The following is a 23,808-nucleotide window of genomic DNA, read 5'->3' as shown; positions in this document are numbered from 1 at the left end:
GCGGTCAGGCGACGACCTCGCCCCACACGGACTTGTACTCCGGCCGGGGATCCACGCCCCAGCGCGACGCCAACCGGTTGACCAGCCGCAAACCCCGGTGCCGCAGGCTGCCCGGCCTGCCGAGCACGGGCAGCAGCTCCGGGCTGGCGTCGAGCACCTCCACCCGCACCACCCGCAGGTCGCCGCGGCGGCTCAGCCGCAACCGGCGCGGCGCGCCGGCGTGCTCGAAGGCGTTGGTCACCAGCGCGTCGGCGATCAGCAGCAGGTCGAGCCGCTTGGCCTGGTCCAGGTCCAGGACGTTCCCGGTGATCCACCTCCGCGCGCGGCGCACCGGCGTGGCCCCGCACTCCAGGTCGAAGTCGACGGGGTCAACGGGTGGTCGGACGACATCCAAAACGCGAGCCTTCCAGCACTAGGCAATCCCCTCCGCCGCAGGGCACGGGTTTCCCTCCCGGGCGCCGGCCAACCGTGACCGCCGCCTCACCGGGGGTCCGCCCGGATCACGTGGTCGACCAGCCCGGCAGGCGCGTCCACCAGGCCGACCACCCGCTCGACCGCGGGCGAGGCCACCAGGGTGAGGTCCATGCCCTGGTCGCGGCACAGGTCGGCGGCGTGCAGCAGCACCGCGAGCCCGGCCACCCCCATGAACGTCACACCGCCCAGGTCGAGCCGGACCCGCTCCGGTCCCAGCCCGCCGCCGACCAGGCAGTCCTGCACGTGGTCGGCCGCCCGGACGCCGATCTCGCCGGCCAGCGTGATCACCGTGGTGCCCTCGGCGGTCCGGCACTCGCAGGTGAACCCGGCACGGGAACCGTGCTTCTCGTGGTCGGGCGTCACTCATCGCCTCCCCTCTCAGGTCGTCCGCGGACCCGCGTGGCGCGGGAACGGCTCGCGACGAGCCGGGGCCGGCAGGGCGCTCGGGTGTCCGCCACCCGCGCCCCGGTGGGCGTGGTCCACGATCCGGCGCGGGAACCGGGCGTCCGGGAGGGTCACGCCCGTTCCCACCAGGGCCCACCTCGGCCCGTTCTGCCGGGGGTACCCGTCGGGCGGTGGGGGAAACGGCCTACTTGGGCACGACCTCGACCGGCACGTGGACCGGCGCGGACCGGCCGGGGCCGGCGGTGACCGTGCCGCTGATCGCGCCGGCGACCGCCTTCGGGCCCGCCAGCAGCCGGAACACGAACGTCACCGAGCCGCCGGGGGGCAGCTCCGCCCCGGCCGTGCAGGTGATCGTGCCCTTGCCCGCCGGGCACCCCACCCTCGACTGCGCCGCGCCGTCCAACCGCAGCGCCGGCCCGGCCCGCAGGTTCTTCCCCGGCCCCACCACCTGCACGCCCTCGGGCAGGGTCACCACGAGGGTGGCGGGCGCGAGGGGCGTCGCCCCGGTGTTGCGGACGGTGATGGGCAGCTCGGTGGGCGGCCCGCCGGTGGACAGGGCGACCCCCTCGGGCACGACGGGTTCGAGCGGCTCGGCCACGGGCTGCGCGACCGCCTCCGTCGTAGTCGCCACCGGCGCGGCCGGAGCGGGCGGCTGCTCCACGGCCCCCGTCGTGGTTACCGACGACCCGCCGAAGTCGGGCACCGGGTCCGACGACGGTTCCGGGACCACCACCGGGGCCACCACCGACGTCCCCTCGACCGTCGCCTCCGGGGTCGGCACCGCGGTCGGCGGCGAGATCGCCTGCGGCGCGGTGTTCAGCCCGACCACCACCGCGGTGACCACCGCGGTGGTCGAGGCCGCCGCGCCCAGCCACTTCGCGGTCGTCGTGGCGAGGGAGTTGGCGACCACGCCCGCGACCGCCGTGCCCGCCTTCGCCGCGCCCGCCGTGGCGGCCAGGTAGCCGGCGACGCCCGCGCCGAGCACGAGCGGCGCGACGTAGGCGCGCAGCGTGGCGTTGACGTCGGCCAGCTCCGCGGCCATCGCGCGGCACGTCGCGCACTCGTCCAGGTGCGCCTCCACCTGGGCGGTCTCCCGCTTGGTGAGGCCGCCCCGGGTCCACGCGGCGAGCTTCAGGACGGTGGCGCGGCAGCGGTCGGTGGGGCTGTGCTCCAGGTGCGCCTGGAGGTAGGCCGTCTTGAGCCCTTCGCGCGCCCGGTAGGCCAGCGCCGACGCGCCGTTGGCGGTCAGGCCGAGCAGCTTCGCCAGCTCCGACGCCGACTGGCCCTCGATCTCGGTCTGCCACAGCACGGTCTGCCAGCGCTCGGGCAGGCTGGCGAACGCCCTGGTGGCCAGCGACCGCTCCAGCGTCGCCACGGCCGGGTCGTGGAACGGCACCGTGGTGACCTTCTCCACGCCGGAGACGGCCTCCACGTCGTCGGCCAGCTTGAGCCTGCGGTCCCGGCGGGACTTGTCGTAGGCGGTGTGCCGCACCGCGGTGAGCAGGTAGGCGCGGAACGCCGAGTCCGGGCCGCCGCCCGCGCGCAGCACGTCGAGCACCTTCGCGAACGCGTCGGACACCAGGTCCTCGGCCTCGGCGGTCGACCAGGACAGGTGCCGGGCCAGGTTGCGGGCCGCGCGCACGTGGCGTTCGAACAACTGCCCGTACGCCTGGATCTCCCCGCCGCGCACCGCCTCGATCAGCTCGGCGTCCGACTGCGACCGGGACGACGCGGAGGAACTGCGCGACGGCCCGGACGGGGCGTCCTGGTTGAGCGCCTGGTCGAGGTCGTCGCGCAGCGCCGCCATGTCCGCGGTCGCCCACCGCTCCAGATCGTGCTCGTCGGGATGCCCGATCACCGGACGTTTACCTCCCAGCACGGTAGGTGAGCGATTTCGGTGCGGACGATATAGAACGGCCGAACCGGAGCACACACCGATGCACTCTATGGCGCAGCGGGAAGACCTCAACGTTCCCGCGTTCCGCCGATCCGGTCGATCCGTTCCGCCGACCACGGGACTTCGGCACCCCGAACCGGCGACCGCGGGCCGCGGCGCGCGAGCAGGACCGGGCCGGGGTCGCCGTTTCCGTACACTGCGGCCGTGGCGGGGAGCATCGCGGACGGCCAACGACGGGGCCGGCGACGGGGCGAGCTGACGGTCGCGACGATCGCCCGACTCGCCGGGGTGTCCAAGCCGACCGTCTCCAAGGTGCTCAACGGCCGGGCGGGCGTCGCCTCGGAGACGCGGCAGCGGGTCGAGGCCCTGCTGCGGGAGCACGGCTACCGGCGGCCGGACGCCATCGCGCCCGCCGCCCTGCTCGAAGTCGTGTTCTACGGCCTGGAACGGCACATGGCGATCGAGATCCTGCGCGGCGTCGAGCCGGTGGCGCGCGAGCACGAGCTGGCGGTCGCGTTCACCGAGGTGGTCGAGCCGACCGCGCCGGGCCGGTCCTGGGCCGAGCAGCTGCTGGCCCGGCACCCGCTCGGCGTGCTCGCGGTGTACTCGGCGTTCACGCCGGAGCAGCACGCGCTGCTGGAGGCCAGCGCGATCCCGCTGGTGGCGCTGGACCCGTCCGGGGAGCCCCTGCACCCCGTCCCGTCGGTGGGCGCGACGAACTGGACCGGCGGCATCACCGCCGCCCGGCACCTGCTCGACCTGGGCCACCGGCGCATCGCCGTGATCAGCGGCCCGTCCCGGTCGCTGGGCGCCCGCGCCCGGCTGGAGGGCTGCCGGGCCGCGCTGGACGCCGCCGGCGCGCCGCTGGACGAGCGCCTGGTGCGCGCCGGCCGGTTCACCTTCGAGCACGGCCTGGAGCTGGGCCGCGAGCTGCTGGGCGGGGCGGACCGGCCGACCGCCGTGCTGTGCGGCAACGACCTCCAGGCGCTCGGCGTCTACGCCGCGGCGTGGGGCCTGGGGCTGCGCATCCCCGACGACCTCAGCGTGGTCGGGTTCGACGACATCGAGAACACCCGCTGGTGCACGCCGCCGATGACCACGGTGCGGCAGCCGCTGACCGAGATGGGCGCGACGGCCGCCCGGATGCTGCTCACCCTCGCCGGCGGCGGCACGCCGGCCCAGACCCGCGTGGAGCTGGCCACCACGCTCGTCGTGCGCGAGAGCACCGCTCCGCCCGCCTGACGCCCGCGCCCGAACTGTTTCGCCCGATGCTCCCGACTGTTCCAACGCGGTCGTGGAACACGCCCGGCCACTTCTACGCGAAAGGGACTTCGCGGATCATCCGGGACAAATTCGATCCGGTTACCCGGTCGACTTCCGGCCACCGCGACAACGCGAGTCCTGTTCTCCTCCGGAACAACGACCACCGCTACCCCGCCGTCGTGCACTCCCCACCGCGTGACCACGCGTTCCGGCGGGCGTGGCACCGACCCTCACCGGGTGCGCGAATGGCGCTATAAAGAAGAACAGATGACCACGACGTTATGGCCGGATTCTTTTCGCCGATTTCCCTCTGGCAACGGTCAAAGCTCGATCGGGGCTCGGTCGGGGCGCTAGACAGGAGTTGTCCATCGAGGCCGCCACTCGGGATTTCCCTGCATTGCCTGAGGAGCTGGCGTGAAACGCAGAATCGGCATTCACCTCGTCGCGTTCCTGGCGGCGCTGCCCGTCGGGCCGGTGGTGGCCCAGGCGGCGCCCGCGCCGCCCGCGAGCCCCGTCACGCTCGCCGTCGACGCGGCCGACCGGGCCGCCGCGTCCGGGCTGGACGCCCTGGCCAAGGGCCCGCACGAGGTGTTCCGGCGCAGAGCGGTCTACCAGGGCGGCGTCCCGGGGCGGAAAGACCTGTTCTATGTCTCCTACGACCGCACGTACCGGGGGTTGCCGGTCATCGGCGGTGACGCCGTGGTCGCCACGGACGCGGCCGGCACGGTGCTGGACACGGTGGCCGCGCCGGTGGACGACCTGTCGGTCGACCCGACCGCGACGATCACGCCCGCCCGCGCCGCCGCCGTCGCCCGCGCTCAACTGTCCATTGTGGACCGCGTGGAGGGCTCCACGCTGTCCGTGCTGGCGGGCGGGCGCGGCACCCTGGTCTACGAGACCGTCGTGTCCGGGCGCGTGGACGGCGCGCCGAGCCGCCTGCACGTGTACGTCAACGCCCGCACCGGGGCTGTCGAGGGCAGCCGGGACGACGCGCGGGCGGGCACCGGCACCAGCCAGTGGAACGGCCCCAACCCGCTGTCCCTCGACACCAGCAACAACAGCACGGTCGACGACACGCGGCCCGGCCTGCGCTGCGTGGACTACGCGACGAACCAGCCGTTCACCAAGTCGACCAACGCCTTCGGCAACGGCAACGCCACCAGCAAGGAGACCGGGTGCGCCGACGTGCTCTGGTCCACCCAGAAGCAGTGGGACATGATGCGGTCCTGGTTGGGCCGCGACGGGATCGACGGCAACGGCCGCGGCGTCACGGTCAAGGTCGGCCTCAACGCGGTCAACGCCTACTGGACCGGCCGGCACATCGAGATCGGCCGCAACAACGCCAACCAGTGGATCGCGTCGATGGACGTGGTCGCGCACGAGCACGGCCACGCCGTCGACCAGTACACGCCCGGCGGCGCGGCCCGCGAGGCCGGGCTCGGCGAGGCCACCGGCGACATCTTCGGCGCGTTGACCGAGGCGTACGCCAACGAGCCCGCGCCGTTCGACACGCCGGACTACCTGGTCGGCGAGTCGGTCAACCTCGTCGGCCGCGGCCCGATCCGCAACATGGCGAACCCGTCGGCCGTCGGCGGCCACCCGAACTGCTGGTCCAGCGCCATCCCCGGCACCGAGGTGCACGCCGCCGCCGGTCCGCTCAACCACTGGTTCCACCTGCTGGCCGAGGGTTCGGCGGCGAGCCCGACGTGCGACGGCTCCACCGTGACCGGCATCGGCATCCAGGCGGCGGGCCGGGTGTTCTACAACGCCATGCTGCTCAAGACCTCGGGCATGACGCACTTCCGGTACCGCGTCGCGACCCTCACCGCGGCGAAGAACCTCGACCCGACGTGCCGGCAGTTCGCCGCGGTCAAGGCCGCGTGGAACGCGATCAGCCTGCCCGCCCAGCCCGGCGAGCCGACCTGCGTCGCCGCGCCGGTGGACGACTTCACCCTCGCGCTCGACCCCGCGTCGGGCGCGGTGGAGCCGGGCGGGACGGCCCAGGCGACGGTCCGCACGACCACCACGTCCGGCGACCCGCAGACCGTGGCGCTCGGCGCGACGGGTCAGCCGGCCGGCGTGACGGTGCGGTTCAGCCCGTCGTCGGTGACCTCCGGCGGGTCCTCGACCATGACCGTGGCCACGACGTCCGCCGTCGCGCCCGGCACGTACCCGATCACCGTGCGGGGCGAGGGGTCCACCGCCCACACGGTGACCTACCTCCTCACGGTCGGCGGCCAACCGCCGGCGGACGACTTCGCGCTCGGGCTCGACCCGACCGCGGGCGCCACCCGGCCGGGCGGCGCGGTGACGGCCGCGGTGACCACCACGACCACGTCCGGCGACGGGCAGAAGGTCGTGCTGTCCGCCTCCGACCTGCCCGCCGGCGCGACGGCGACCTTCGAGCCGGCCACGGTGACGTCGGGCGAGTCGTCCCGGCTGACGATCACGACGGCCGCCGGCACGCCGGCGGGGACGTACCGGGTCACGGTCACCGGGGCGGGTCCGGCGGTGTCGCACTCGGTCACGTACGCGCTGACCGTCGAGGACGGCACGCCGGGCGGCTGCGCCGGGCTGCCCGCGTGGAGCGCGAGCCGGGCCTACGTGCCGGACGACGTGGTCTCGCACAACGCGCACCGGTGGACCTCGACCTGGTACTCGACCGGCGCGGAACCCGGCGCGCCCGGCTCGTGGGCCGTGTGGCGCGACGGGGGCGCCTGCTGATCGGCCGCCGCTGACCCGGTCGCGGGGCCGGGTCAGCGGTCCAGGGCCCGGGACACGTCGTGCCACAGGTCGTCGGCGTCCTCGATGCCCACCGACAGCCGGATCGTGCCGCCGGTGATGCCGCCGGCGGCCAGCTGCCCGTCGTCCAACTGGCGGTGCGAGGTGCTGGCGGGGTGCAGCACCAGCGTCTCCGGGCCGCCCAGCGACGGCGCGAGCCGGACCAGTTCGAGCGCGGTGACGAACCGGCGGCCCGCCTCGGCGTCGGCCAGGTCGAAGGAGAACGTGCTGCCGTAGCCGTCCAGGAGCCGCTTGGCGACGGTGTGGCTCGGGTGGGTGTCGAGGCCCGGCCAGTGCACCACGCGCACCGCCGGGTGCCCGGCCAGCCGCCGGGCGAGGACTTCGGCGTTGCGCTCGTGCGCGCGGACCCGCAACGCCAGCGTGCGCAGGCCGCGGAGGGTGAGCCAGGCCGCGAACGGGTCGGGGGTGACGCCGAGTTCGACCGAGTGGCGCCAGGTCTCGCGGTACCGGTCGTCGTCGGCGAAGACCGCCACGCCGCCGGTCACGTCGCTGTGCCCGCCGAGGTACTTGGTGGCCGAGTGCACGACGACGTCCGCGCCGTGCTCGATCGGGCGGCACAGCAGGGGTGACGCGAACGTGTTGTCCACGACCGTGAGGACGTCGTCGCCCGCGGCTCCGGCGAGCGCGGGCAGGTCGCTGACGTGCCCGGTGGGGTTCGCGATGGTCTCCAGGTAGAGCACCCTGGTCTCCGGTCGCCGGGCGGCGCGGACCTCCTCCGGGTCGTGGCCGCCGACGTAGGTGACCGTGACGCCCCAGCGCCGTTCGAGGTCGCCCAACAGGGCGAGGGTGCCGCCGTAGAGCGCGCGTTGGGCGATCACGTGGTCGCCCGCCGCGAGGTGGACCAGCAGGACCGCGTTGATCGCGCCCATGCCGGACGCGGTGGCCAGCGCGGCCGTGCCGCCTTCGAGGCCGGCCACGGCGTCCTCCAGCGCCCGGACCGTCGGGTTGCCGAACCGGGTGTAGACGAACGCGCCGTCCGGCCTGGTCATCCCGTCGGCGAAGGCGTCGAGGTCGGTGAACGAGAAGCCGGAGGTCTGGTAGAGCGGCACGGACAGGGGCGTGCTGGTCAGCGCGGGGACCTCGGTGTGCACGACGCGGGTGTCGGGTTGCATGGACCGAGCATGCGTCGACAAGCGGTGTGGCTGTAGGTCCAATCCCGCTAGATTGGTCTTCTCATGAAGCCAATCTCCGTGGACGACCTGGCGGGACGGCTCGGCCGCTGGTCGGCCGGCCGGGGCTCGCTGTACCTGCTGCTCGCCGCGCGCCTGCGCGAGCTGATCGACGAGGGGCTGCTGCCCTCGGGCACCGTGCTGCCGCCGGACCGGGCGCTGGCCGCGGGGCTCGCGGTCGGGCGGACGACCGTGATCGCGGCCTACGACCTGCTCCGCCAGGAGGGGCGGCTGACCCGGCGGCGCGGCAGCGGCACGTGGGTGTCGCCCGGTGGTGGCGCGGCGGCGGCCCGCGAGGAGACCGCCAACCCGATGTTCGTGAACCTGCTGGAACCGCCGGACGGGGTGCTCCAGTTCGCCTGCGCCGGACCGCTGGAGGCGCCCCGGAGGCTGGTCGAGGCGCACCGCCGGGCGCTCGACCTGGTGGGCGGGGCGGATCTCGGGTACCACCCGTCCGGGCACCCGGCGTTGCGGGCGGCGCTCGCCGCGCGCTACCGGGAGCTGGGCGTGCCCACCACCGCGGGCGAGATCCTGGTGACGACGGGCGCGCAGCAGGCGTTGGCGCTGCTCACGCGCGCGCTCGTGCGGCCGGGCGACGAGGTGCTGGTGGAAGCGCCGACGTACCCGGGCGCGCTGGACCTGTTCCGGGAGGTCGGCGCGGTGGTGCGGGCGGACGACGACCTGGCGGGCGCGTTGGCGCGGCGCCGGCCCGCGCTGGTGTACGCGATGCCCGCGTTCCGCAACCCCACCGGCACGTCCCTGAGCCCGTTGGCGCGGGCGCGGCTGGCGCGGTCGGCCGGCGACGTGCCGCTGGTGTTCGACGAGGCGCTGGCCGAGCTGGACCTCACCGGCGCCCCGGCCGCGCCGCCCACCCCCGGCGCGATCACCGTGGGCTCGCTGAGCAAGGTGGTGTGGGGCGGCCTGCGGGTCGGCTGGGTGCGGGCCGACGCGGCGCTCGTGGCCCGGCTGGCCCGGTTCAAGGCGGTGCACGACCTGGGCAGCGCCGTGCTGGACCAGGTGGCGGCGGTCGAGCTGCTGGCCGACTTCGCGGCCGTGCGGGCCGAGCGCGTGGAGGCGTTGCGGCGGCAGCACGACCACCTGTGCGCGCGGCTGCGCGCGGAGCTGCCGGAGTGGGAGTTCACGCCCGCCGAGGGCGGTCAGACGCTGTGGGTGCGACTGCCCGGCGCGGACGCGGCCTCGTACGCCCAGGTGGCGCTGCGGCACGGGGTGGCCGTGCTGCCGGGCGGCTCGCTCGACCCGACCGGCCGCAGCGCCCACCGGCTGCGGTTGCCGTTCACCGCCGAACCGCCGGTGATCGGCGCCGCCGTCGCGGCGCTCGCGACGGCGTGGCGGGTGTTCGCCGCGGAGTCCACCCGCCGTCCGCTCGTGCCGTCGCTGTCGGTCTAGCGGGCGCGTCACACGCGTTCGAGCGTGTACCCCGCGTCCCCGACCGCCGCCTTGACCGCGGTCTCGTCGGTCGTGCCCAGCACGCGCAGCGTGGCGGCGTCCGGGTCGAGCCTGACCTCGGTGACGCCGCGCACCCGCCGGGCCGCGTTCGCCACGGTGGCCGCGCAGCCCTCGCAGCTCATGCCGCGGACCACGAACTCCAGCTCCGCCCGGGCGGCGGCGGGCGTCTCCTGCTTCTCGGACATGCGACTCGACTCCTCCGGTTCCATACCCTACAGGGGTATGAGGCCGAGCCTAGCGGGGCCGACGTCCGCGGCGCCTCTCGCAGATTGCCCGTTCCCTGGACCACCGGCGTCGCGCGAAGGGAAGGCGACCTGCGCGGGTCGTCGCCACCACCGCCGGGGACATGAACGGTCCCCCAACGGGTACTCCCGGCAGATGTTGATGCGCTCGCTACGCCAGGGTCTGGTCGCCGGGACGGTCGGGGCGGTGGTGATGACGATCGGGGAGAAGGTCGAGCAACGGCTGACCGGCCGACCCGACTCGCACGTGCCCGGCCGGGTGCTGGCCCGCCTGACGGGCGCGGCGGAGGGCAGGTCGCGCGCCCTGAACCTCCCGATGCACGTCGGGCAGGCCGCGATGCTCGGCGTCGTGCGCTCGCTGATGGCCAACGCGGGCGTGCGCGGCCCGGTCGCGTCGGCGATGTTCGCGGTGGTGCGGTTGAGCAACGACCAGGTCCTGGAGAACGCCACGGGCGTCGGCGCGCCGCCGCAGACCTGGCCCCGCTCGGAATTGGTGGTCGACGTGCTGCACAAGACCGTGTACGCGTTCGCCACCGGCCTGGTCGCCGACGCGCTGGCCGCGCGCACCGGGCCGGGACCGGGTCAGCGGCACGCCGCGCTGCGCCCGGGCAGGCACTCCGACATCGGCCCGCTCCCCCGCACCGCGGCCGCCGGCCGGTGACGCCGCCACGCGGGCGGCTCCCGGGCGCGGTGCGGGGCCGTCCGGCGTTGCGGACGGCCCCGCACCCCCGCTCACTTGAACAGGCGCAGCGGCACGGCGGCGGCCATCGCGGCCATGCCCGCGTCGTTCGGGTGGAGGTGGTCGCCGCTGTCGTACGCCGGGTTCAGCCGATCGGGTTGCTTCGGGTCGCGCACCGCGCGGTCGAAGTCGATCACGCCGTCGTACTCGCCGCCGGTGCGGATCCAGTGGTTGACCGCCTGGCGGGCCGCCTCGTTCTCCGGGCTGTGGAAGCCCAGCGTGTCGTCCCGGAACGGTGTGATGGTGCCGCCGTGGATCCGCAGCCCCTGGGCGTGCGCACGGGCGATCAGCTGCCGGTGCGCGCCGATGATGTCCTGCGCGGTCACCTTCTCCGACAGCGGCGCGCTCGTGCCGGGGTGGCCGAGGTCGTTCACGCCGAGCAGCACGACGACGTGCCGGACGCCGGGCTGGGCGAGCACGTCGCGGTCGAAGCGGCGCAGGGCGGACTGCCCGAAGTACGGCGCGTAGTTCTCCGCCGGGTGGCCGGCCGGCGGGTTGGGGTCGTGCAGCAGCCGGTTGCCGCTGATGCCCGCGTTCACCACGCCGAGGTGGCGCAGGCTCCGCTCGTCCTGCAACCGCCGGGCCAGGACGTCGGGCCAGCGCCGGTTCGCGCCGCGCGTGGTCTCCGCGCCGTCGGTGATCGAGTCGCCGAACGCGACCACGGTCGCGCCGCGCTTGCCCGTGACGCTGACGCCGGTCAGGAAGTGCCACTTGCCGAGCACTCCGGTCGGCGTGATCTCGGTGCGCCCGGTGACGTTGCCCGCCGCCACGTACCCGTCCTGGAAGGGGAACGCGTGCACGGTGGTCGCGGGCGTGCGCCGGGGCAGGTGGATGCTCACCACGAGGCCCGAGTCGGCCGCCACGGACAGCGACACCGGGTCGCTGAGCAGGGGCGTGCCGGCGGGCAGGGTCGCGGACGGGCGACCGCCGAACGTCAGCCGCCGGTCGGTGCCCGGCTCGATCGCCGAACCCGTGCCGGCGCGGCGGGCGACGTGCGCCTCGCCGATCACGAGCGGCTGCGTGCCGAACTCGTTGGACAGCCGCACGCGCACCGTGTCGCCGCCGACGCTGAGGTGCACGACCTGGCGCAACGTCTGGTCCTCGAACGACGTGGTGTCCGAGGCGGGCACGGTGGTGGGCGACGTCGCCCACGCGCCGACCCACTCCGCCCGCGGCGACGCGGACGCGGTGGTCGGCAGCAGGAGCAGCACGGCGGCCGCCGCGGCCGTCAGCGAGCGCTTCACCGGCGGGCTCCCCGGGCGGGCCGGTCGAAGCGCCAGCCGTCGGCGCGCAGCTCGGGGATCAGCCGGGCCACCGCGTCCACGGTCTGGCCCCGGTCGTTGGGGCCGTCGTGCATGAGCACCACCGCGCCCTCGGTGAGGCCGTCCTTCACCCGGCGCACCAGCTCGTCGACGCCGGGCGGCTCCCAGTCGCCGATGGCGAGCCGCCAGCCGAGCGGCGTCATGCCGAGCTTGGCCGCGACCTGCGGCGTCTGACCCCAGCTCCCGTAGGGCGCGCGGAAGTAGCGGATCGGCACGCCGGGCGCGGCGCGGTGGATGGCGGCGCTCGTCCGCTTCAGGTCGGCCTCGATCTGCTCCGGCGTCCACGAGCCCATGTCGTCGTGCCGCATGCTGTGGTTGCACAGGGTGTGCCCGCCCGCCACGATCTTGCGCACGAGCTGCGGGTTGGCCTCCACGTACTCGCCCCACAGGCAGAAGACCGCCTTGACGTGGTGGCGGCGCAGCACGTCGAGCAGGCGCGGGGTGTCGGCCGGGTTGGGACCGTCGTCGAAGGTGAAGGCGACCGTGCGGCCGCCGTGCTCGGTGGAGTCGACGATCACCGGATCGGCCGCGGCGGCGGGCGCGGAGCTCAGGCCGAGCACCAGCCCGGTGGTCAACAGCACGGTTCTCCACCTCATCGGGAAACCCCTTCCGTCGGACGAGCGCTGACCACTATCAGGTCGCGATCAACCCGCCTACCAGAGGTTGCGCGGAAGTTTCGGGTCTCAACTGGCCGCCGCCGCGAGGGGCCGCGCGGGTCGGCAGCCCTGCGCGTCGGCCATGGCGGAGTACGCGTCGCCCAGGCCGAGGTAATAGGAGGCGTACGGGTCCCCGACGTCCTTGAGGATCGCTTCCGCCGCGTACCGGTACGCCGCGGCCGGGGCAGGGGCACGATGTCGGGGACGACCCGGACCTCTTGCCCCACCTGTCGTCGGCCGGCCGCCCGCCGCTACGACGCGCCGGACGTGGGCCGGCCGGCCGGTAGACTGCGCCGTCACGCGGTTCGGGGGGTGTCGCCGTTGCGGTTCGCGGTGTTGGGGCCGTTGCGGGTGACGCGTGACGGCGTGCCGGTGGCGGTGGGCGGGCCGAAGCAGCAGCGGCTGCTCGCGGTGATGCTGTTGCGGCACAACGAGCCGCTGCGCGCCGACTGGCTGGTCGACGCCCTGTGGGACGGGCGGCCGCCGGCCAGCGCCGAGGTCACCCTCCGCACGTACGTGGCCGGGCTGCGCCGCGCCCTGGAGCCGGACCGGCCGGCGCGGTCGTCGGGCGGGCTGCTGCTCAACCACCCCGGCGGCTACGAGCTGCGCGTGCCGCCCGAGGCGATCGACTTCGTGGAGTTCACCGAGCTGGTGCGGCGGGCGGGCGAGGCGGCCGACCCGGTGACGGCGGAACGCCTCCACGCCGACGCGCTGGCCCTGTGGCGCGGTGACCCCGTCGACGCCGCCGCCGTCCGGCCCGAGGTGGCGCGGCTGGTCGAGACGAGGGTGGCCGCCGAGGAGGGCCGGTTCGCCGCCGCCGTCGCGGCCGGCCGCGCGCCCGTGCCCGAGCTGCGCCGGTTCGTCGCGGCCCACCCGGAACGGGAGCGCGCCCGCGCGCAGCTCATGCTGGCGCTCTACCGGACCGGCCGCCAGGCCGACGCGCTCGCCGTGTACGCCGAGGGCCGCCGCGTGCTGGTCGAGGAGTACGGCGTCGAGCCGGGGGCGGACCTGCGCGACCTGCACCGCCGGATCCTCGACCACGACGTGCCCGCCGAGGTCCCGCCGGCCGGCGACCGGCTCGTCGGGCGGGACGGCGAGCTGGCCTCGTTGCGGGGGCTGCTGGCGGCGGCGTCGCGCGCCGGGCGCGTGGCCGCCGTCGTCGGCGAGGCCGGCATCGGCAAGACCAGCCTGGCCCGCGCCGTGGCCGACCACGCGGCGGCGCGGGGCGTCCCGGTCGTGTGGGGCCGGTGCCCGGACCTCGGCCAGGCGCCGCCGTTCTGGCTGTGGGCGCAGGTGGTGCGCGCCCTGGTCGCCCTGCCCCAGGCCGGCGAGGCCGGTCGCGCGCCCGCGCTGGCCGGGTTCGCCGCCGGGCCGCTCGCCGACTCCGGCGTCGACCCGGCCGCCCGGTTCCGCACCTACGAGGCGGTCGCCGAGCTGGTGCGGGCGGTCGCCGCGCCGGCCGGGCTGGTCGTCGTGCTGGACGACGTGCACGCCGCCGACCGCGACTCCTTGCTGCTGCTGCGCTACCTGAGCACCACGCTCCACACGGGACGGACGCTGGCGCTGCTCACGTTGCGGCCCTACGAGCACGACCCCGACCTGGTCGCCACGCTCGCCGACCTGGCCCGCGCGCCCGGCTTCCGGCAGGTGCGCCCGGCCGGGCTGGACGCGGACGCCGTCGCGGACCTGGTGCGCGGCCGCACCGGCGTCGAGCCGTCGCCGCGCCTGGTGGCGGGGCTGGTCGAGCGCACCGGCGGCAACCCGTTCTTCATCACCGAACTGCTCAGCGCGGACGACGGCGCGCCGCCGCCGGGTGTGCGCGACACCGTCCGGGTGCGCCTGAACGCGCTCGACGCCGCCACGCGCGAGTGCCTGGACCTGCTCTGCGTCGCGGGCCGCGACCTGGAGCTGCGGGTGCTCGCGCGGGCGTGCGGCGGTGACGTGGCGCACCGGCTCGCGCACCCCGGCGCGGCCCACCTGGTCGTGGAGGGCGGCCCCGGGGTGGTGCGGTTCCGGCACCCGCTGTTCGCCGAGGCCGCCTACGCCGACCTCGCGCCGACCCGTCGCGCGGCGCTGCACGCCCGGCTGGCCGACGCGGGCTCCGACGCGCTGACGCCCGCCGAGCTGGCCCACCACTACGGGCAGGCGGTGGGCCTGGGTCGCGGTGACGACCACCTGCGGTGGACGCTGCGCGCGGCCGAGGACGCCACCCGCCGGCTGGCCTACGAGGACGCGCTGGCGCACCTGGACCGGGCCGCCCCGCTGCTGACCGGCTCGCCCGACCGGGAGCTGGAGGTGCACCTGCGCCGCATGGCCCTGCTCCAGATCACCGCCGGCGTCGGGGGCGACGCCGTCGACCGGGCCGCCGCGCGGGCCAGGGCGCTGCTGCCCCGCGTGGACGCCGACCCGCGGCCCGCGTTGTGGACGCTGGGCGAGCTGGCGTGCACCCGGGCGGAGTTCGGGCTCGCCGCCGACCTGGCCCGGCGGATCGTGGGCGGCGAGGGCGTGCTGTCGGCCGCCCGCCCGTACCTGCTCGGCGTGGTCGGCTACTTCACCGGCCGCCTCGCCGGGGCCGACGCGGACCTGACCGAGGCCGTCGACCGGCTGCGCGACCTCGACCCGCGCCAGCTCGTCGGGCAGGCGGGCCGCACGCCCACGCTGTCCCCGTACGAGTTCCGCGCGCTGGTGCGGTCCCTGCGCGGGGACCGCGAGGCGGCCCGGGCGGACCTCGACGCCGCCCGCGACCTCGCCGAACGCGCCGACGACCCGTACGGCCGGGGCAACGCCGCCCTGTTCACCGCGTGGTTGGCGATGCAGGAGCACGACGTGGAGCTGGGCGGAGAGGCGGCGCGGCGCTGTCGGGAGATCGGCGAGCGGCAGGGCATGCGCCACTTCGTGACGACGGGCGACTTCGTGGCGGAGTGGGCGGCCGTGCGGGCCGGGGCGGCGGACCGGCTGGACGCGATGCGGGCCGCCGCCGCGGCGGTCTACCGGCCCGGCCTGCGGTCGACGCGCACCGTGACCACCGCCGCCATGGCCGACGCGTGCCTGGTCGCCGGGCTGCCCGCCGAGGCCGGGCGGTTGGCGGAGGAGGGCCTGGCGTTCGCGGAGGCGACCGGGGAACGGGTGCTCGTGGCCGAGCTGCGCCGGGTCCGGGCCGTCGTCCGGGGTGACGCGGCGGAGCTGGCCGCGGCCGCCGGGCTGGCCGCCGCGCAGGGGGCGCTGCTGGTGGCGGCGCGTGTGGAGGCCGACCTCCACACGGATTCCACAGCGGCCCGCTGACATGGGCGCATGGAGTTCGACGTGGTGGTTGTCGGTTGCGGTCCCGTGGGCGCGGTGACCGCGAACCTGCTCGGCCTGCACGGCGTCCGCACGCTGGTCGTGGAGCGCGCCACCGCGCCGCACGGTCAGCCGCGGGCGTTCTCGTGCGACGACGAGGCGTTGCGGATCTACCAGCAGGCCGGTCTCGCGGTGGGCCGCGACATGCACCGGCCCTCGACCGTGGAGTACGTGGACGCGGCCGGGCGGCCGTTCGCCACGATCGCGCTGGACGAGATCGACTTCGGCCTCGGCGCGGGTCCCCTGCACTTCTTCGACCAGCCCCGGCTGGAGGCGGCGCTGCGGGCGGGCTTGGCGCGGTTCCCGCACGTGGAGCTGCGGACCGGGGTCGAGCTGGTGGAGTTGGGCGAGGACGACGTGGTGGTCCGCGACGTCCGGACCGGCGAGCGGGAGACCGTCCGCGCCCGCTACGTGCTGGGGTGCGACGGCGCGCGCAGCGCCACCCGGGCGGCGGCCGGGATCGGGTTGTCCGGGTCGTCCTACGGCGAGCCGTGGCTGGCGGTGTCCGGTTCGGTGGAGCCGGGGGCGGTCCGGGTGCCGACCACGCGGTTCGTGTGCGACTGGCGGCGCCCGGCGTTCGTGTCGCCGGGCGCGTTCGACACCTACCGGGCGGAGTTCATGCTCCGGCCGGGCGAGACCGCCGAGGAGATGACCCGGGACGACACCATCGCGCGGCTCGTGGGCCCGTACGTGGACCCGGAGCGGTTCACCGTCACGCGGGCCACCGTCTACACGTTCCACCGCCTGGTGGCGTCGCGCTGGCGGTCGGGGCGGGTGTTCCTGCTCGGTGACGCGGCGCACCAGATGCCGCCGTTCCTGGGCCAGGGCCTGTGCAGCGGGCTGCGCGACGCGGCGAACCTGACCTGGAAGCTCGGCCTGGTGCTGCGCGGTCACGCGGACGAGTCCCTGCTGGACAGCTACGAGGCCGAACGCCGGCCGCACGTCGAGGAGATGGTGCGCACGAGCGTGGGCCTCGGCCGGGTGTTCCTGGTGCGCGACCGGTTCGCCGCCGCGGTCCGCGACGCCGTGCTGCGCGCGGCGCAGACCGTCCCGCGGGTGCGGCGCTTCGTGCGGCACTTCGAGTTCAAGCCGCTGCCCGCGCTGCGCCGGGGCGTGCTGGCGGGCGGCAGGCGGCGCGGCCCGGTGGGCACGATGTTCCCCCAGCCGGACGTGACCGTGCCGGGCTCCCCGACGCCGCAGCCGCTCGACTCCCTGCTGGGCGCGGAGTTCACCGTGATCGGGCCGGGCGTGGATCGGGCGACGGCGACGGGCTGGCAGGGTCCGCCCGCGCGGTTCGTCCGCGTGCTGTGGGGCCCGGACGGGGACACTGCCGGGGTGACGTCGGTGGTCGACGTGGACGGGACGCTGACGGCCTGGTTCGCCCGGCACGGCACGGAGGTGGCGGTGTTGCGGCCGGACCGGTTCGTCTACTCCCTGCGGCCGGAGATCGAGGCGGGCGGAGGGCTGCGGCCCGTCGGGCCGGCGCGTCAGAACGCGTAGTTCACGACGAACGCCGGGTGGTCCGTCCGGTACATCGCGTAGGTCTCGGTCGACACGAAGGTCAGCGTGCGGGCGATGACGTGCTGCACGTCGCCGTCGCCCTTGCGGAACCAGCCGGACGGCACGCAGTTCTGCGCGTTCGTGGCCGAGCCGGGGCTGTAGCGCAGGTTCAGGTCGCCGGCCACGACGTGCCGGGTCGTCGCGGAACCGGTCGGGTCGAAGGACAGCGGGATCGCGGGCACCAGCTCCCGGCACTGCGCCAACGCGGTCGTGCCGGTCGTGCTCAGGTGCGTGGTGCAGGCGGTGAACCCGCGCACGCCGCTCAGCGCGCAGGCCCACGCGCGGACCTCGGTGCCGCCGTCCTGCGCGGTGTACGTGCCGTCACCGCCGCTCCGGACGCCCTCCTTGACGATGACCGCGCTGCCGTAGGCGCCCCTGCCGTCCGTGCACTCGATGTTCGCGCCCGTGGGCTCGCGCCGCGCGAACGCGAACCGGTACCCGGCGGCCGGGCCGACGGCGGCGGTCAGCCGGGGCACGTCGGACAGGCACACCTCGTTCGCCGACACCACGTCCGGCGCCCGGCGGCCGATCATGGTCACCGCCTCGTCCACCGCCCGGCCGCCCTGGTAGCAGCCGGCCACGCCGCTGTTGCACAGGTTCATCTGCAACACCTTGACGGCGGTGGCGGCGCCCGCGGGCGGCGTCGCCAGACCGCAGAGCAGGAGCACGGCCAGGAAGGGGGCGAAGGTGCGGCGCGGCAGGCCCATCTCCCCATGTTCGCCTGCCACACCGCGCGTGACCAGGGTTGATACCTTGCCCGCATGGCGTTCACGCTGGAGCAGCTACGGGGTTTCGTAGCCGTCGCGGAGGAGTTGCACTTCAGCCGTGCCGCCGCCCGGCTCGCCATGACGCAGCCGCCGCTGAGCCGGCAGATCCAGAAGCTGGAGCGGGCCGTCGGGGCGCGGCTGCTGATCCGGGACAACCGGCGCGTCACGCTCACCGCGGCGGGCGAGGTGTTCCTGGTCGAGGCGCGGCGGTTGCTGTCGCTGGCCGAGACCGCGCCCGAGCTGGCCCGGCGGGTGTCCTCCGGGTCCAGCGGCGTGGTGCGGGTGGGCTTCACCGCGTCGGCGACCTACGGCATCCTCGGCCGGCTGCTGGACGAGCTGGCCGGCCACCTGCCCGACGTGGACGTGGAGCTGGCCGAGATGGTGACGCGCGAGCAGGTCGCCGGGCTGGCCAACGAGGAGATCGACCTCGGGCTGGGCCGCCCGCCGGTCGACGACTCGACCTTCGGCTCCCGGCTGCTCTACCGGGAGGGGCTGCTGGTCGCCGTGCCCGCCGGCCACCGCCTGCTCGCGCTCGGCCGGGACGCGACGCCCGCCGACGTGGTCCGCGAGCCGGTCATCATGCACTCGCCCACCGACGCCCGCTACTTCTACGACCTGGTCGTGCGCACGGTGCCGATCGCGCCGGAGAACACCGTGCACACGGTGGGCCAGGTGCTCACCATGCTGTGGCTGGTCGCGGCCGGTCGCGGGATCGCGTTCGTGCCGGAGTCCGCAGCCCGGCTGCGCATCGACGGCGTGGGGTTCGCGCGGCTGGACGCCGCGGTCGCCGAGCCGGTGGAGCTGCACCTGCTGTGGTTGCGCGCCTGCGCGAACCCGGCGCTGTGGCGGACGTTGAGCGTGCTGGAGGGCCGCACGCCGTTCCGGTGATGCTCTCGCGGTATCACGCAATGCCGAACTACTCTTGGACAAGCATCGCCCCTGGTCCATAGCTTGGGGGCCGTGACGCACCCAGCCTCTCTCGCCGACCGGCTCGCCTCCGGGCTGCTCTCCTTCCCGGTCACCCACTTCGACGCCGACCTGCGGTTCGACGAGGCCCGCTACCGCGAGCACCTGTCCTGGCAGGCCGGCTTCGACGTGGCCGGGCTGTTCGCCGCGGGCGGCACGGGCGAGGGCTTCTCGCTCAGCCCCGCCGAGGTCGACCGGGTCGTCCGGGTGGCCGTGGACGAGGTCGGCGGCCGGGTGCCGGTCGTCGCGCCCGCCACCGGGGCCACCGTCGTGTCCGCGGCCCAGGCGCGGGCCGCCGAGGACGCGGGCGCGGCCGGCGTCCTGCTGTTCCCGCCCTACCTCACCGAGACCGACCAGCGCGGTCTGGTCGAGCACGTCTCCGCGGTGTGCCGGGCCACCGGGCTGGGCGTGATCGTCTACAGCCGGGCCAACGCCGTGCTCACCGACGCCACCGTCGCCGAGCTGGCCGACCGCAACCCCAACCTCATCGGGCTCAAGGACGGCATCGGGGACATCGAGCGGATGACCCGGACCTACGCCCGCGTCGGCGACCGGCTGATCTACATCGGGGGCCTGCCCACCGCGGAGACGTTCGCCCTGCCGCTGCTCCAGCTCGGCGTCACCACGTACTCGTCGGCGCTGTTCAACTTCGTGCCCGAGTTCGCGCTGCGGTTCTACGCCGCGGTCCGCGCCCGGGACCGGGCCGCCGTGTACCGGATGTTGGCCGACTTCGTCCTCCCCTACCTGGACCTGCGCGACCGCGCCCGCGGGTACGCGGTGTCGATCGTGAAGGCCGGGCTCACCGCGGTGGGCCGGGACGGCGGCCGCGTGCGCCCGCCGTTGAGCGACCTCACCGAGGACGAGCTGGCACGGCTCACCGACCTGGTGCGCCGCGTCGCCTGACCCACCCCCGACCGAAGGAGCCCGATGTCCTCCAGCCCCGCCGTCAGCGACCGGATCAGCTCGGTGGCGTTGTCCTCGGTGCGGCTGCCGCTGCCCACCCCGATCAGCGACGCGAAGGTGTTCACCGGCCGGCAGCGGCCGATGACCGAGGTCGCGCTGCTGTTCGCCGAGATCCGCACCGAGGCGGGGTGGGAGGGGCTCGGGTTCGGCTACAGCAAGCGCGCCGGCGGCCCGGCGCAGTTCGCGCACGCCCGGGAGGTCGCCCCGGAGCTGATCGGCGAGGACCCGAACGACATCGGCCGGCTGTGGACCAGGCTGGTGTGGGCGGGCGCCTCGGTCGGGCGCAGCGGCGCGGCCACCCAGGCGCTGGCCGCGTTCGACATCGCGCTGTGGGACCTCAAGGCCAAGCGCGCCGGCCTGCCGCTGGCCAAGCTGCTCGGCGCGCACCGCGACTCCGTGCGCTGCTACAACACCTCCGGTGGCTTCCTGCACGAGAGCGTGGAGCGGATCAAGGACAACGCCGACCGCACCCTCGACTCGGGCGTGGGCGGCATCAAGATCAAGGTCGGGCTGCCGGACGCCGCCGAGGACCTGCGCCGGGTCGCCGCCGTCCGGGAGCACCTCGGCGCGGGCGTGCCGCTGATGGTGGACGCGAACCAGCAGTGGGACCGGCCCACCGCCGCGCGCGTGTGCCGGGCGCTGGAGGAGTTCGACCTGGTGTGGATCGAGGAGCCGCTGGACGCCTACGACGTCGAGGGCCACGCGGAGCTGGCCCGGTCGCTGGACACGGCCGTCGCGTCCGGCGAGATGCTGACCAGCGTGGCCGAGCACCACGCGCTGATCCGGGCCGGCGCGGTGGACGTGCTGCAACCGGACGCGCCGCGCGTCGGCGGCATCACCCAGTTCCTCAGGCTCGCCACCCTCGCCGACCACCACCACCTCCAGCTCGCGCCCCACTTCGCCATGGAGATCCACGTCCACCTCGCCGCCGCCTACCCGCGCGAGCCGTGGGTGGAGCACTTCGACTGGCTGCACCCCCTGTTCAACGAACGGCTGGAGATCAGCGGCGGGCGGATGCACCTGTCGGGCCGGCCCGGCCTCGGCGTCACCCTGAGCGAGCGGACACGCGCCTGGACGGTCGAGACCGCGACGGTCGACGCGCCCAGGTGACCTGCTCACCGGCCGCGGCGCTGCCCACCGCCCGGAACTGTTCGTCTACGCCACCGCCTACGACCGCGGCACCGGGTCGGCGCGCGACGCCGTGCCGCTCAGGTGCTGTCGGTGCCGGTCCCGACCGGGATCGCCCTCGTCCCGGGGTGGAGCACGAGCGGCGCGAGTCGGACCCAGTCGACGTTCGGGCCGTGGCCGCCCGCGTTGCCGAAGGTGAGGTCGCCGTCGTCGGTGACCAGGTCGAGCGGCGAGGTCTCCGGCCAGAAGCCGTCCCAGGTGTAGTTGTGGCGGTACGGCGCGCGGGTCGTGCCGCCGCCGGCTTCCACCACGTCGAGGAACCGGGTGACCGCGTCGGTGTTGTAGAGGTGGCCGGTCTCCTTCTCGGCGTGGGCGTAGGCGACGGTCAGGTGGTACCGGCCCGCGCCGAACCCGGCGGGGCGCGGGACGGTCAGCGTGCCGCCGCGGCCGAGCCGGGCCACGTACGCGCCGCCGGACGCCCACGGCCCCGGCGTCACCACCGCTCCCCCGCCGAGCCGGCCGTCCTCGGCCTCGACCCGGACGGCGTGCCGGTCGGCGGCGGCGTCGCGCACGCAGGTCAGCGTGCCCAGCACGAGCGGCGCGGGGCTCTCGTTGGTCAGGACGACCTCGGTGACGCCGGCCTTGAGGTGCGCGGTCACCTCGCCCGACCACGCGCCCTCCCGCTCGGCGGTCAGGTCGCCGCCGAGCGCCCGGCGGCCGGACAACGTGAGGCCGAGCGTGGCGCGGGCGACGGCGAGCCAGGTGGCGGACAGGGCGTGGTAGCCGTCCTCGGCGGCGGACACGTACGTGGTCACCGAGTCGCCGGGGTCCAGCACGACCGCGTCGGGCACGCCGAGCCGCAGCGCGCGCTCGCCGCGGTCCACGGAACCGCCGGACCGGCGTGACTCGGCGAGCGGGTACACCGTCCGCTCGGGACCGGCGACCTCGGTGAGGTCGAACCGGTCCAGCGCCACGTCCGCCGGCGCGCCGAGGAACCCGTCGGGTCCGGCGGCGCGCAGGGAGACGCGGCGCCGGCCCGCGGTGAGCGACAGGTCCGTGTCGAGCCTGCCCCGGTAGTCCGCGGCGAGCGTGGCCGGGAAGATCAGGTCCCGCACGTGCGCGTCGTCCACGTAGAGCGCCAGCCGGCCGACGAACCCGTCCGTGCCGTAGAACACGCCGAGCCGGTACGCGCCGTCCCGGGGCACGTCCACGTCGACCGTCACGCGGGAACCCGGCTCCCGCAGGGACCGGACGTCGGCGCCGCCCGACGTGGTGTACCGCTGGGCCATCTCGTGCGAGCCGGAGCCGTCGTCGCGGGTGGCGACGACCGCGTGCTCGACCGTGCCGGCCTCGACCTCGTGGCTCGCCCGCCACGGCGCGTCGGCCCGCGGTGGCGCGCCGGGACCGGCCGGGGTGATCACCACCCGGTGCGCGGCCAGCGGGTCGCCGCCCGGCACCGCGATCGTGACCCCGCCGTCGACCACGCGGATCCGGTCCGCCGCGACCACGGGCGGCTGCCCCGCGTCGCCCTCGTAGCCCGACCACCCGGTCCGGGAGATCCGCACGTCCACCTGTCCGCCGAACAGCCCCCGGTCCAGGCCCGTCACCACCACGTCGACCGGGTTGGCGGTGCCGCCGAGCAGGACGGTCGCCCTGGCGTCGGCGCGGTCGAGCGCGGCGAGGCCCTGGAGCGTGTCGCGGGTGCCCGGCCTGGGCGGGGTGACCCGGACCGTGTCGCCGGACAGGTCCGCGTACCACTTCGCCAGCCACCAGCCGCCGTTGGCGCGGGCGGTGCGCACCGCGTGGTCGCTGAGGTTGCCCGCGACCGTCCAGTACGCCATCTGCCCGTCGACCTTGGTGTCCTCCAGCATGGCGAGCCACTGGACCAGTCGGCCGGGCACCGACGTGTCGCGCCGGTTGGCGTACTCGTTGATGTTGACCGGCCGCGGCGCGAGGCCCAGCGACCGTTCGAGCGCCCGGTAGTCGGCGTGGTGGGCGCGGTAGGTCGACAGGGAGTCCGGGCCCAGTTCGTGCCAGGTGACGATGTCGGGCAGCACGTCGTGCGCCTTGGCGTGGACCAGGAAGTCGCGGAGGTGGTCCGGCCGGTAGCGGGTCTCGCCGGGCCCGGCGATGCGGGCGTCGGGCAGCACGGACCGCACCAGCCGGTGGACGGTGGTCCAGTCGGCGAGGAACCGGTCGCGGTCGGCGTCCCGGTCGGCGTACCAGATGAAGTCCGGCTCGTTGAAGATCGTCCACACGAACCGGTCGCGGTCGGGCCGGGCGGCGACCCGCGCCAGCCGGGGCCGCAACCGCGCGACGTAGTCGTCGATGCCGAGGTTCTCGTAGGGCCAGCTCCGGTAGACGTCCTGCGCGTAGACGTGCAGTTCCCCGCCGCCCGCGGCGAAGAAGCCGTCCGCCACCGCCAGGGCGTCGCCGTTGGGGTGCTGCTCGCCGTCCGGCGCCTTCTGGGACACCGTGCGCGGCCGCATGCCGGCGATCAGGTCGTGCGACGGGACGCCCGGATCGCCGAGGCCGTAAAGGACGCCGGTCGCGCCGCCGCGGAAGGGACCGGTCGGCGAGCCGAGGTCGACCCGCAGCTCCTCGGTCGCCGTGGGCGCGGTCGGTGCGTCTCGCATCGGTGCTCCTGTC

Annotated in this window: 18 protein-coding genes; 9 read left to right on the top strand and 9 right to left on the bottom strand. The window is 75.4% G+C overall.

What is annotated here, in order from left to right; genetic code table 11:
• Window positions 1-4: 4 nt before the first annotated feature.
• From ACWEFJ_RS11290 to ACWEFJ_RS11280, 3 genes are all read right to left on the bottom strand, one after another.
• Window positions 5-394, bottom strand: coding sequence for an ATP-binding protein (locus tag ACWEFJ_RS11290; protein WP_449713689.1), 390 nt, complete (start codon window positions 392-394; stop codon window positions 5-7).
• Between the two features lie 86 nt (window positions 395-480).
• Complete coding sequence (locus tag ACWEFJ_RS11285) at window positions 481-837, bottom strand: STAS domain-containing protein (RefSeq protein WP_378084845.1); 357 nt, start codon at window positions 835-837, stop codon at window positions 481-483.
• Window positions 838-1,063: 226 nt separating this feature from the next.
• Complete coding sequence (locus ACWEFJ_RS11280; RefSeq protein WP_449713688.1) at window positions 1,064-2,737, bottom strand: sigma-70 family RNA polymerase sigma factor; 1,674 nt, start codon at window positions 2,735-2,737, stop codon at window positions 1,064-1,066.
• Window positions 2,738-2,980: 243 nt separating this feature from the next.
• Between ACWEFJ_RS11280 and ACWEFJ_RS11275 the strand changes: the two genes are divergently transcribed.
• Both ACWEFJ_RS11275 and ACWEFJ_RS11270 read left to right on the top strand, forming a co-directional pair.
• Window positions 2,981-4,018 carry a LacI family DNA-binding transcriptional regulator gene (locus ACWEFJ_RS11275; RefSeq protein WP_449713687.1) on the top strand — a complete coding sequence of 346 codons (1,038 nt, stop codon included), beginning with the start codon at window positions 2,981-2,983 and terminating at the stop codon, window positions 4,016-4,018.
• A gap of 435 nt (window positions 4,019-4,453) precedes the next feature.
• Entirely contained in the window at window positions 4,454-6,763 is a 2,310-nt protein-coding gene (locus tag ACWEFJ_RS11270) for a M4 family metallopeptidase (protein WP_449713686.1), read from the top strand.
• A gap of 32 nt (window positions 6,764-6,795) precedes the next feature.
• Here the strand turns inward: ACWEFJ_RS11270 and ACWEFJ_RS11265 are convergent, their stop codons facing one another.
• Entirely contained in the window at window positions 6,796-7,953 is a 1,158-nt protein-coding gene (locus ACWEFJ_RS11265; RefSeq protein WP_449713685.1) for a trans-sulfuration enzyme family protein, read from the bottom strand.
• Between the two features lie 63 nt (window positions 7,954-8,016).
• Here ACWEFJ_RS11265 and ACWEFJ_RS11260 point away from each other — a divergent pair, with 63 nt between their 5' ends.
• The gene (locus ACWEFJ_RS11260; RefSeq protein ID WP_449713684.1) at window positions 8,017-9,417 is read left to right on the top strand and encodes an aminotransferase-like domain-containing protein; all 1,401 of its coding nucleotides are present in this window, start codon (window positions 8,017-8,019) and stop codon (window positions 9,415-9,417) included.
• 8 nt (window positions 9,418-9,425) lie between these two features.
• On the opposite strand, the gene ACWEFJ_RS11255 is transcribed toward ACWEFJ_RS11260, so the two are convergent.
• Window positions 9,426-9,662, bottom strand: a complete 237-nt coding sequence (locus ACWEFJ_RS11255) for a heavy-metal-associated domain-containing protein (protein ID WP_378084840.1) — start codon at window positions 9,660-9,662, stop codon at window positions 9,426-9,428.
• Window positions 9,663-9,855: 193 nt separating this feature from the next.
• Between ACWEFJ_RS11255 and ACWEFJ_RS11250 the strand changes: the two genes are divergently transcribed.
• Window positions 9,856-10,380, top strand: a complete 525-nt coding sequence (locus ACWEFJ_RS11250) for a hypothetical protein (RefSeq protein WP_378084839.1) — start codon at window positions 9,856-9,858, stop codon at window positions 10,378-10,380.
• Between the two features lie 71 nt (window positions 10,381-10,451).
• On the opposite strand, the gene ACWEFJ_RS11245 is transcribed toward ACWEFJ_RS11250, so the two are convergent.
• Entirely contained in the window at window positions 10,452-11,702 is a 1,251-nt protein-coding gene (locus tag ACWEFJ_RS11245; RefSeq protein WP_449713683.1) for an SGNH/GDSL hydrolase family protein, read from the bottom strand.
• Window positions 11,699-12,376 (bottom strand): polysaccharide deacetylase family protein, encoded by a 678-nt coding sequence (locus ACWEFJ_RS11240; RefSeq protein ID WP_449713682.1) that lies wholly within the window; start codon window positions 12,374-12,376, stop codon window positions 11,699-11,701. The genes ACWEFJ_RS11245 and ACWEFJ_RS11240 overlap by 4 nt, the downstream gene beginning before the upstream one ends.
• Before the next feature lie 381 nt (window positions 12,377-12,757).
• Here ACWEFJ_RS11240 and ACWEFJ_RS11235 point away from each other — a divergent pair, with 381 nt between their 5' ends.
• Together ACWEFJ_RS11235 and ACWEFJ_RS11230 are read left to right on the top strand one after the other, a co-directional pair.
• Window positions 12,758-15,718, top strand: coding sequence for a BTAD domain-containing putative transcriptional regulator (locus ACWEFJ_RS11235; RefSeq protein WP_449713681.1), 2,961 nt, complete (start codon window positions 12,758-12,760; stop codon window positions 15,716-15,718).
• Between the two features lie 9 nt (window positions 15,719-15,727).
• On the top strand, window positions 15,728-17,275 hold the full coding sequence (locus tag ACWEFJ_RS11230) for a bifunctional 3-(3-hydroxy-phenyl)propionate/3-hydroxycinnamic acid hydroxylase (protein ID WP_449713680.1): 1,548 nt from the start codon (window positions 15,728-15,730) through the stop codon (window positions 17,273-17,275).
• Here the strand turns inward: ACWEFJ_RS11230 and ACWEFJ_RS11225 are convergent.
• Window positions 17,263-18,042, bottom strand: coding sequence for an endonuclease/exonuclease/phosphatase family protein (locus tag ACWEFJ_RS11225; RefSeq protein ID WP_449713679.1), 780 nt, complete (start codon window positions 18,040-18,042; stop codon window positions 17,263-17,265). The two genes, ACWEFJ_RS11230 and ACWEFJ_RS11225, sit on opposite strands and share 13 nt — an antisense overlap.
• A gap of 54 nt (window positions 18,043-18,096) precedes the next feature.
• Here ACWEFJ_RS11225 and ACWEFJ_RS11220 point away from each other — a divergent pair, with 54 nt between their 5' ends.
• The 3 genes from ACWEFJ_RS11220 to ACWEFJ_RS11210 all read left to right on the top strand — a co-directional run bounded on the left by ACWEFJ_RS11220 (window position 18,097) and on the right by ACWEFJ_RS11210 (window position 21,141).
• Entirely contained in the window at window positions 18,097-18,990 is an 894-nt protein-coding gene (locus ACWEFJ_RS11220; RefSeq protein WP_449713678.1) for a LysR substrate-binding domain-containing protein, read from the top strand.
• A 72-nt stretch (window positions 18,991-19,062) separates the two neighbouring features.
• A complete protein-coding gene (gene kdgD / locus ACWEFJ_RS11215; protein WP_449713677.1) occupies window positions 19,063-19,971 on the top strand; it encodes a 5-dehydro-4-deoxyglucarate dehydratase in 909 nt (302 codons plus the stop codon).
• 24 nt (window positions 19,972-19,995) lie between these two features.
• Complete coding sequence (locus tag ACWEFJ_RS11210) at window positions 19,996-21,141, top strand: L-talarate/galactarate dehydratase (RefSeq protein ID WP_449713676.1); 1,146 nt, start codon at window positions 19,996-19,998, stop codon at window positions 21,139-21,141.
• A gap of 98 nt (window positions 21,142-21,239) precedes the next feature.
• On the opposite strand, the gene ACWEFJ_RS11205 is transcribed toward ACWEFJ_RS11210, so the two are convergent.
• Window positions 21,240-23,795, bottom strand: a complete 2,556-nt coding sequence (locus ACWEFJ_RS11205; protein ID WP_449713675.1) for a hypothetical protein — start codon at window positions 23,793-23,795, stop codon at window positions 21,240-21,242.
• Window positions 23,796-23,808 lie beyond the last annotated feature (13 nt).

Source organism: Actinosynnema sp. NPDC004786 (genome assembly GCF_053601135.1).
The sequence above is the reverse complement of the archived record's forward strand: the minus strand, read 5'-3'. Positions and strand labels throughout refer to the sequence as shown.

Excerpts from the sequence above, each read along its gene's own strand:
- ACWEFJ_RS11250 (WP_378084839.1), top strand. The coding sequence starts at position 9,856 with ATGTTGATGCGCTCGCTACGCCAGGGTCTGGTCGCCGGGACGGTCGGG.
- ACWEFJ_RS11230 (WP_449713680.1), top strand. The coding sequence starts at position 15,728 with ATGGAGTTCGACGTGGTGGTTGTCGGTTGCGGTCCCGTGGGCGCGGTG.
- ACWEFJ_RS11255 (WP_378084840.1), bottom strand. The coding sequence starts at position 9,662 with ATGTCCGAGAAGCAGGAGACGCCCGCCGCCGCCCGGGCGGAGCTGGAG.
- ACWEFJ_RS11205 (WP_449713675.1), bottom strand. The coding sequence starts at position 23,795 with ATGCGAGACGCACCGACCGCGCCCACGGCGACCGAGGAGCTGCGGGTC.
- ACWEFJ_RS11260 (WP_449713684.1), top strand. The coding sequence starts at position 8,017 with ATGAAGCCAATCTCCGTGGACGACCTGGCGGGACGGCTCGGCCGCTGG.
- ACWEFJ_RS11210 (WP_449713676.1), top strand. The coding sequence starts at position 19,996 with ATGTCCTCCAGCCCCGCCGTCAGCGACCGGATCAGCTCGGTGGCGTTG.
- ACWEFJ_RS11225 (WP_449713679.1), bottom strand. The coding sequence starts at position 18,042 with ATGGGCCTGCCGCGCCGCACCTTCGCCCCCTTCCTGGCCGTGCTCCTG.
- ACWEFJ_RS11240 (WP_449713682.1), bottom strand. The coding sequence starts at position 12,376 with ATGAGGTGGAGAACCGTGCTGTTGACCACCGGGCTGGTGCTCGGCCTG.
- ACWEFJ_RS11220 (WP_449713678.1), top strand. The coding sequence starts at position 18,097 with ATGGCGTTCACGCTGGAGCAGCTACGGGGTTTCGTAGCCGTCGCGGAG.
- ACWEFJ_RS11265 (WP_449713685.1), bottom strand. The coding sequence starts at position 7,953 with ATGCAACCCGACACCCGCGTCGTGCACACCGAGGTCCCCGCGCTGACC.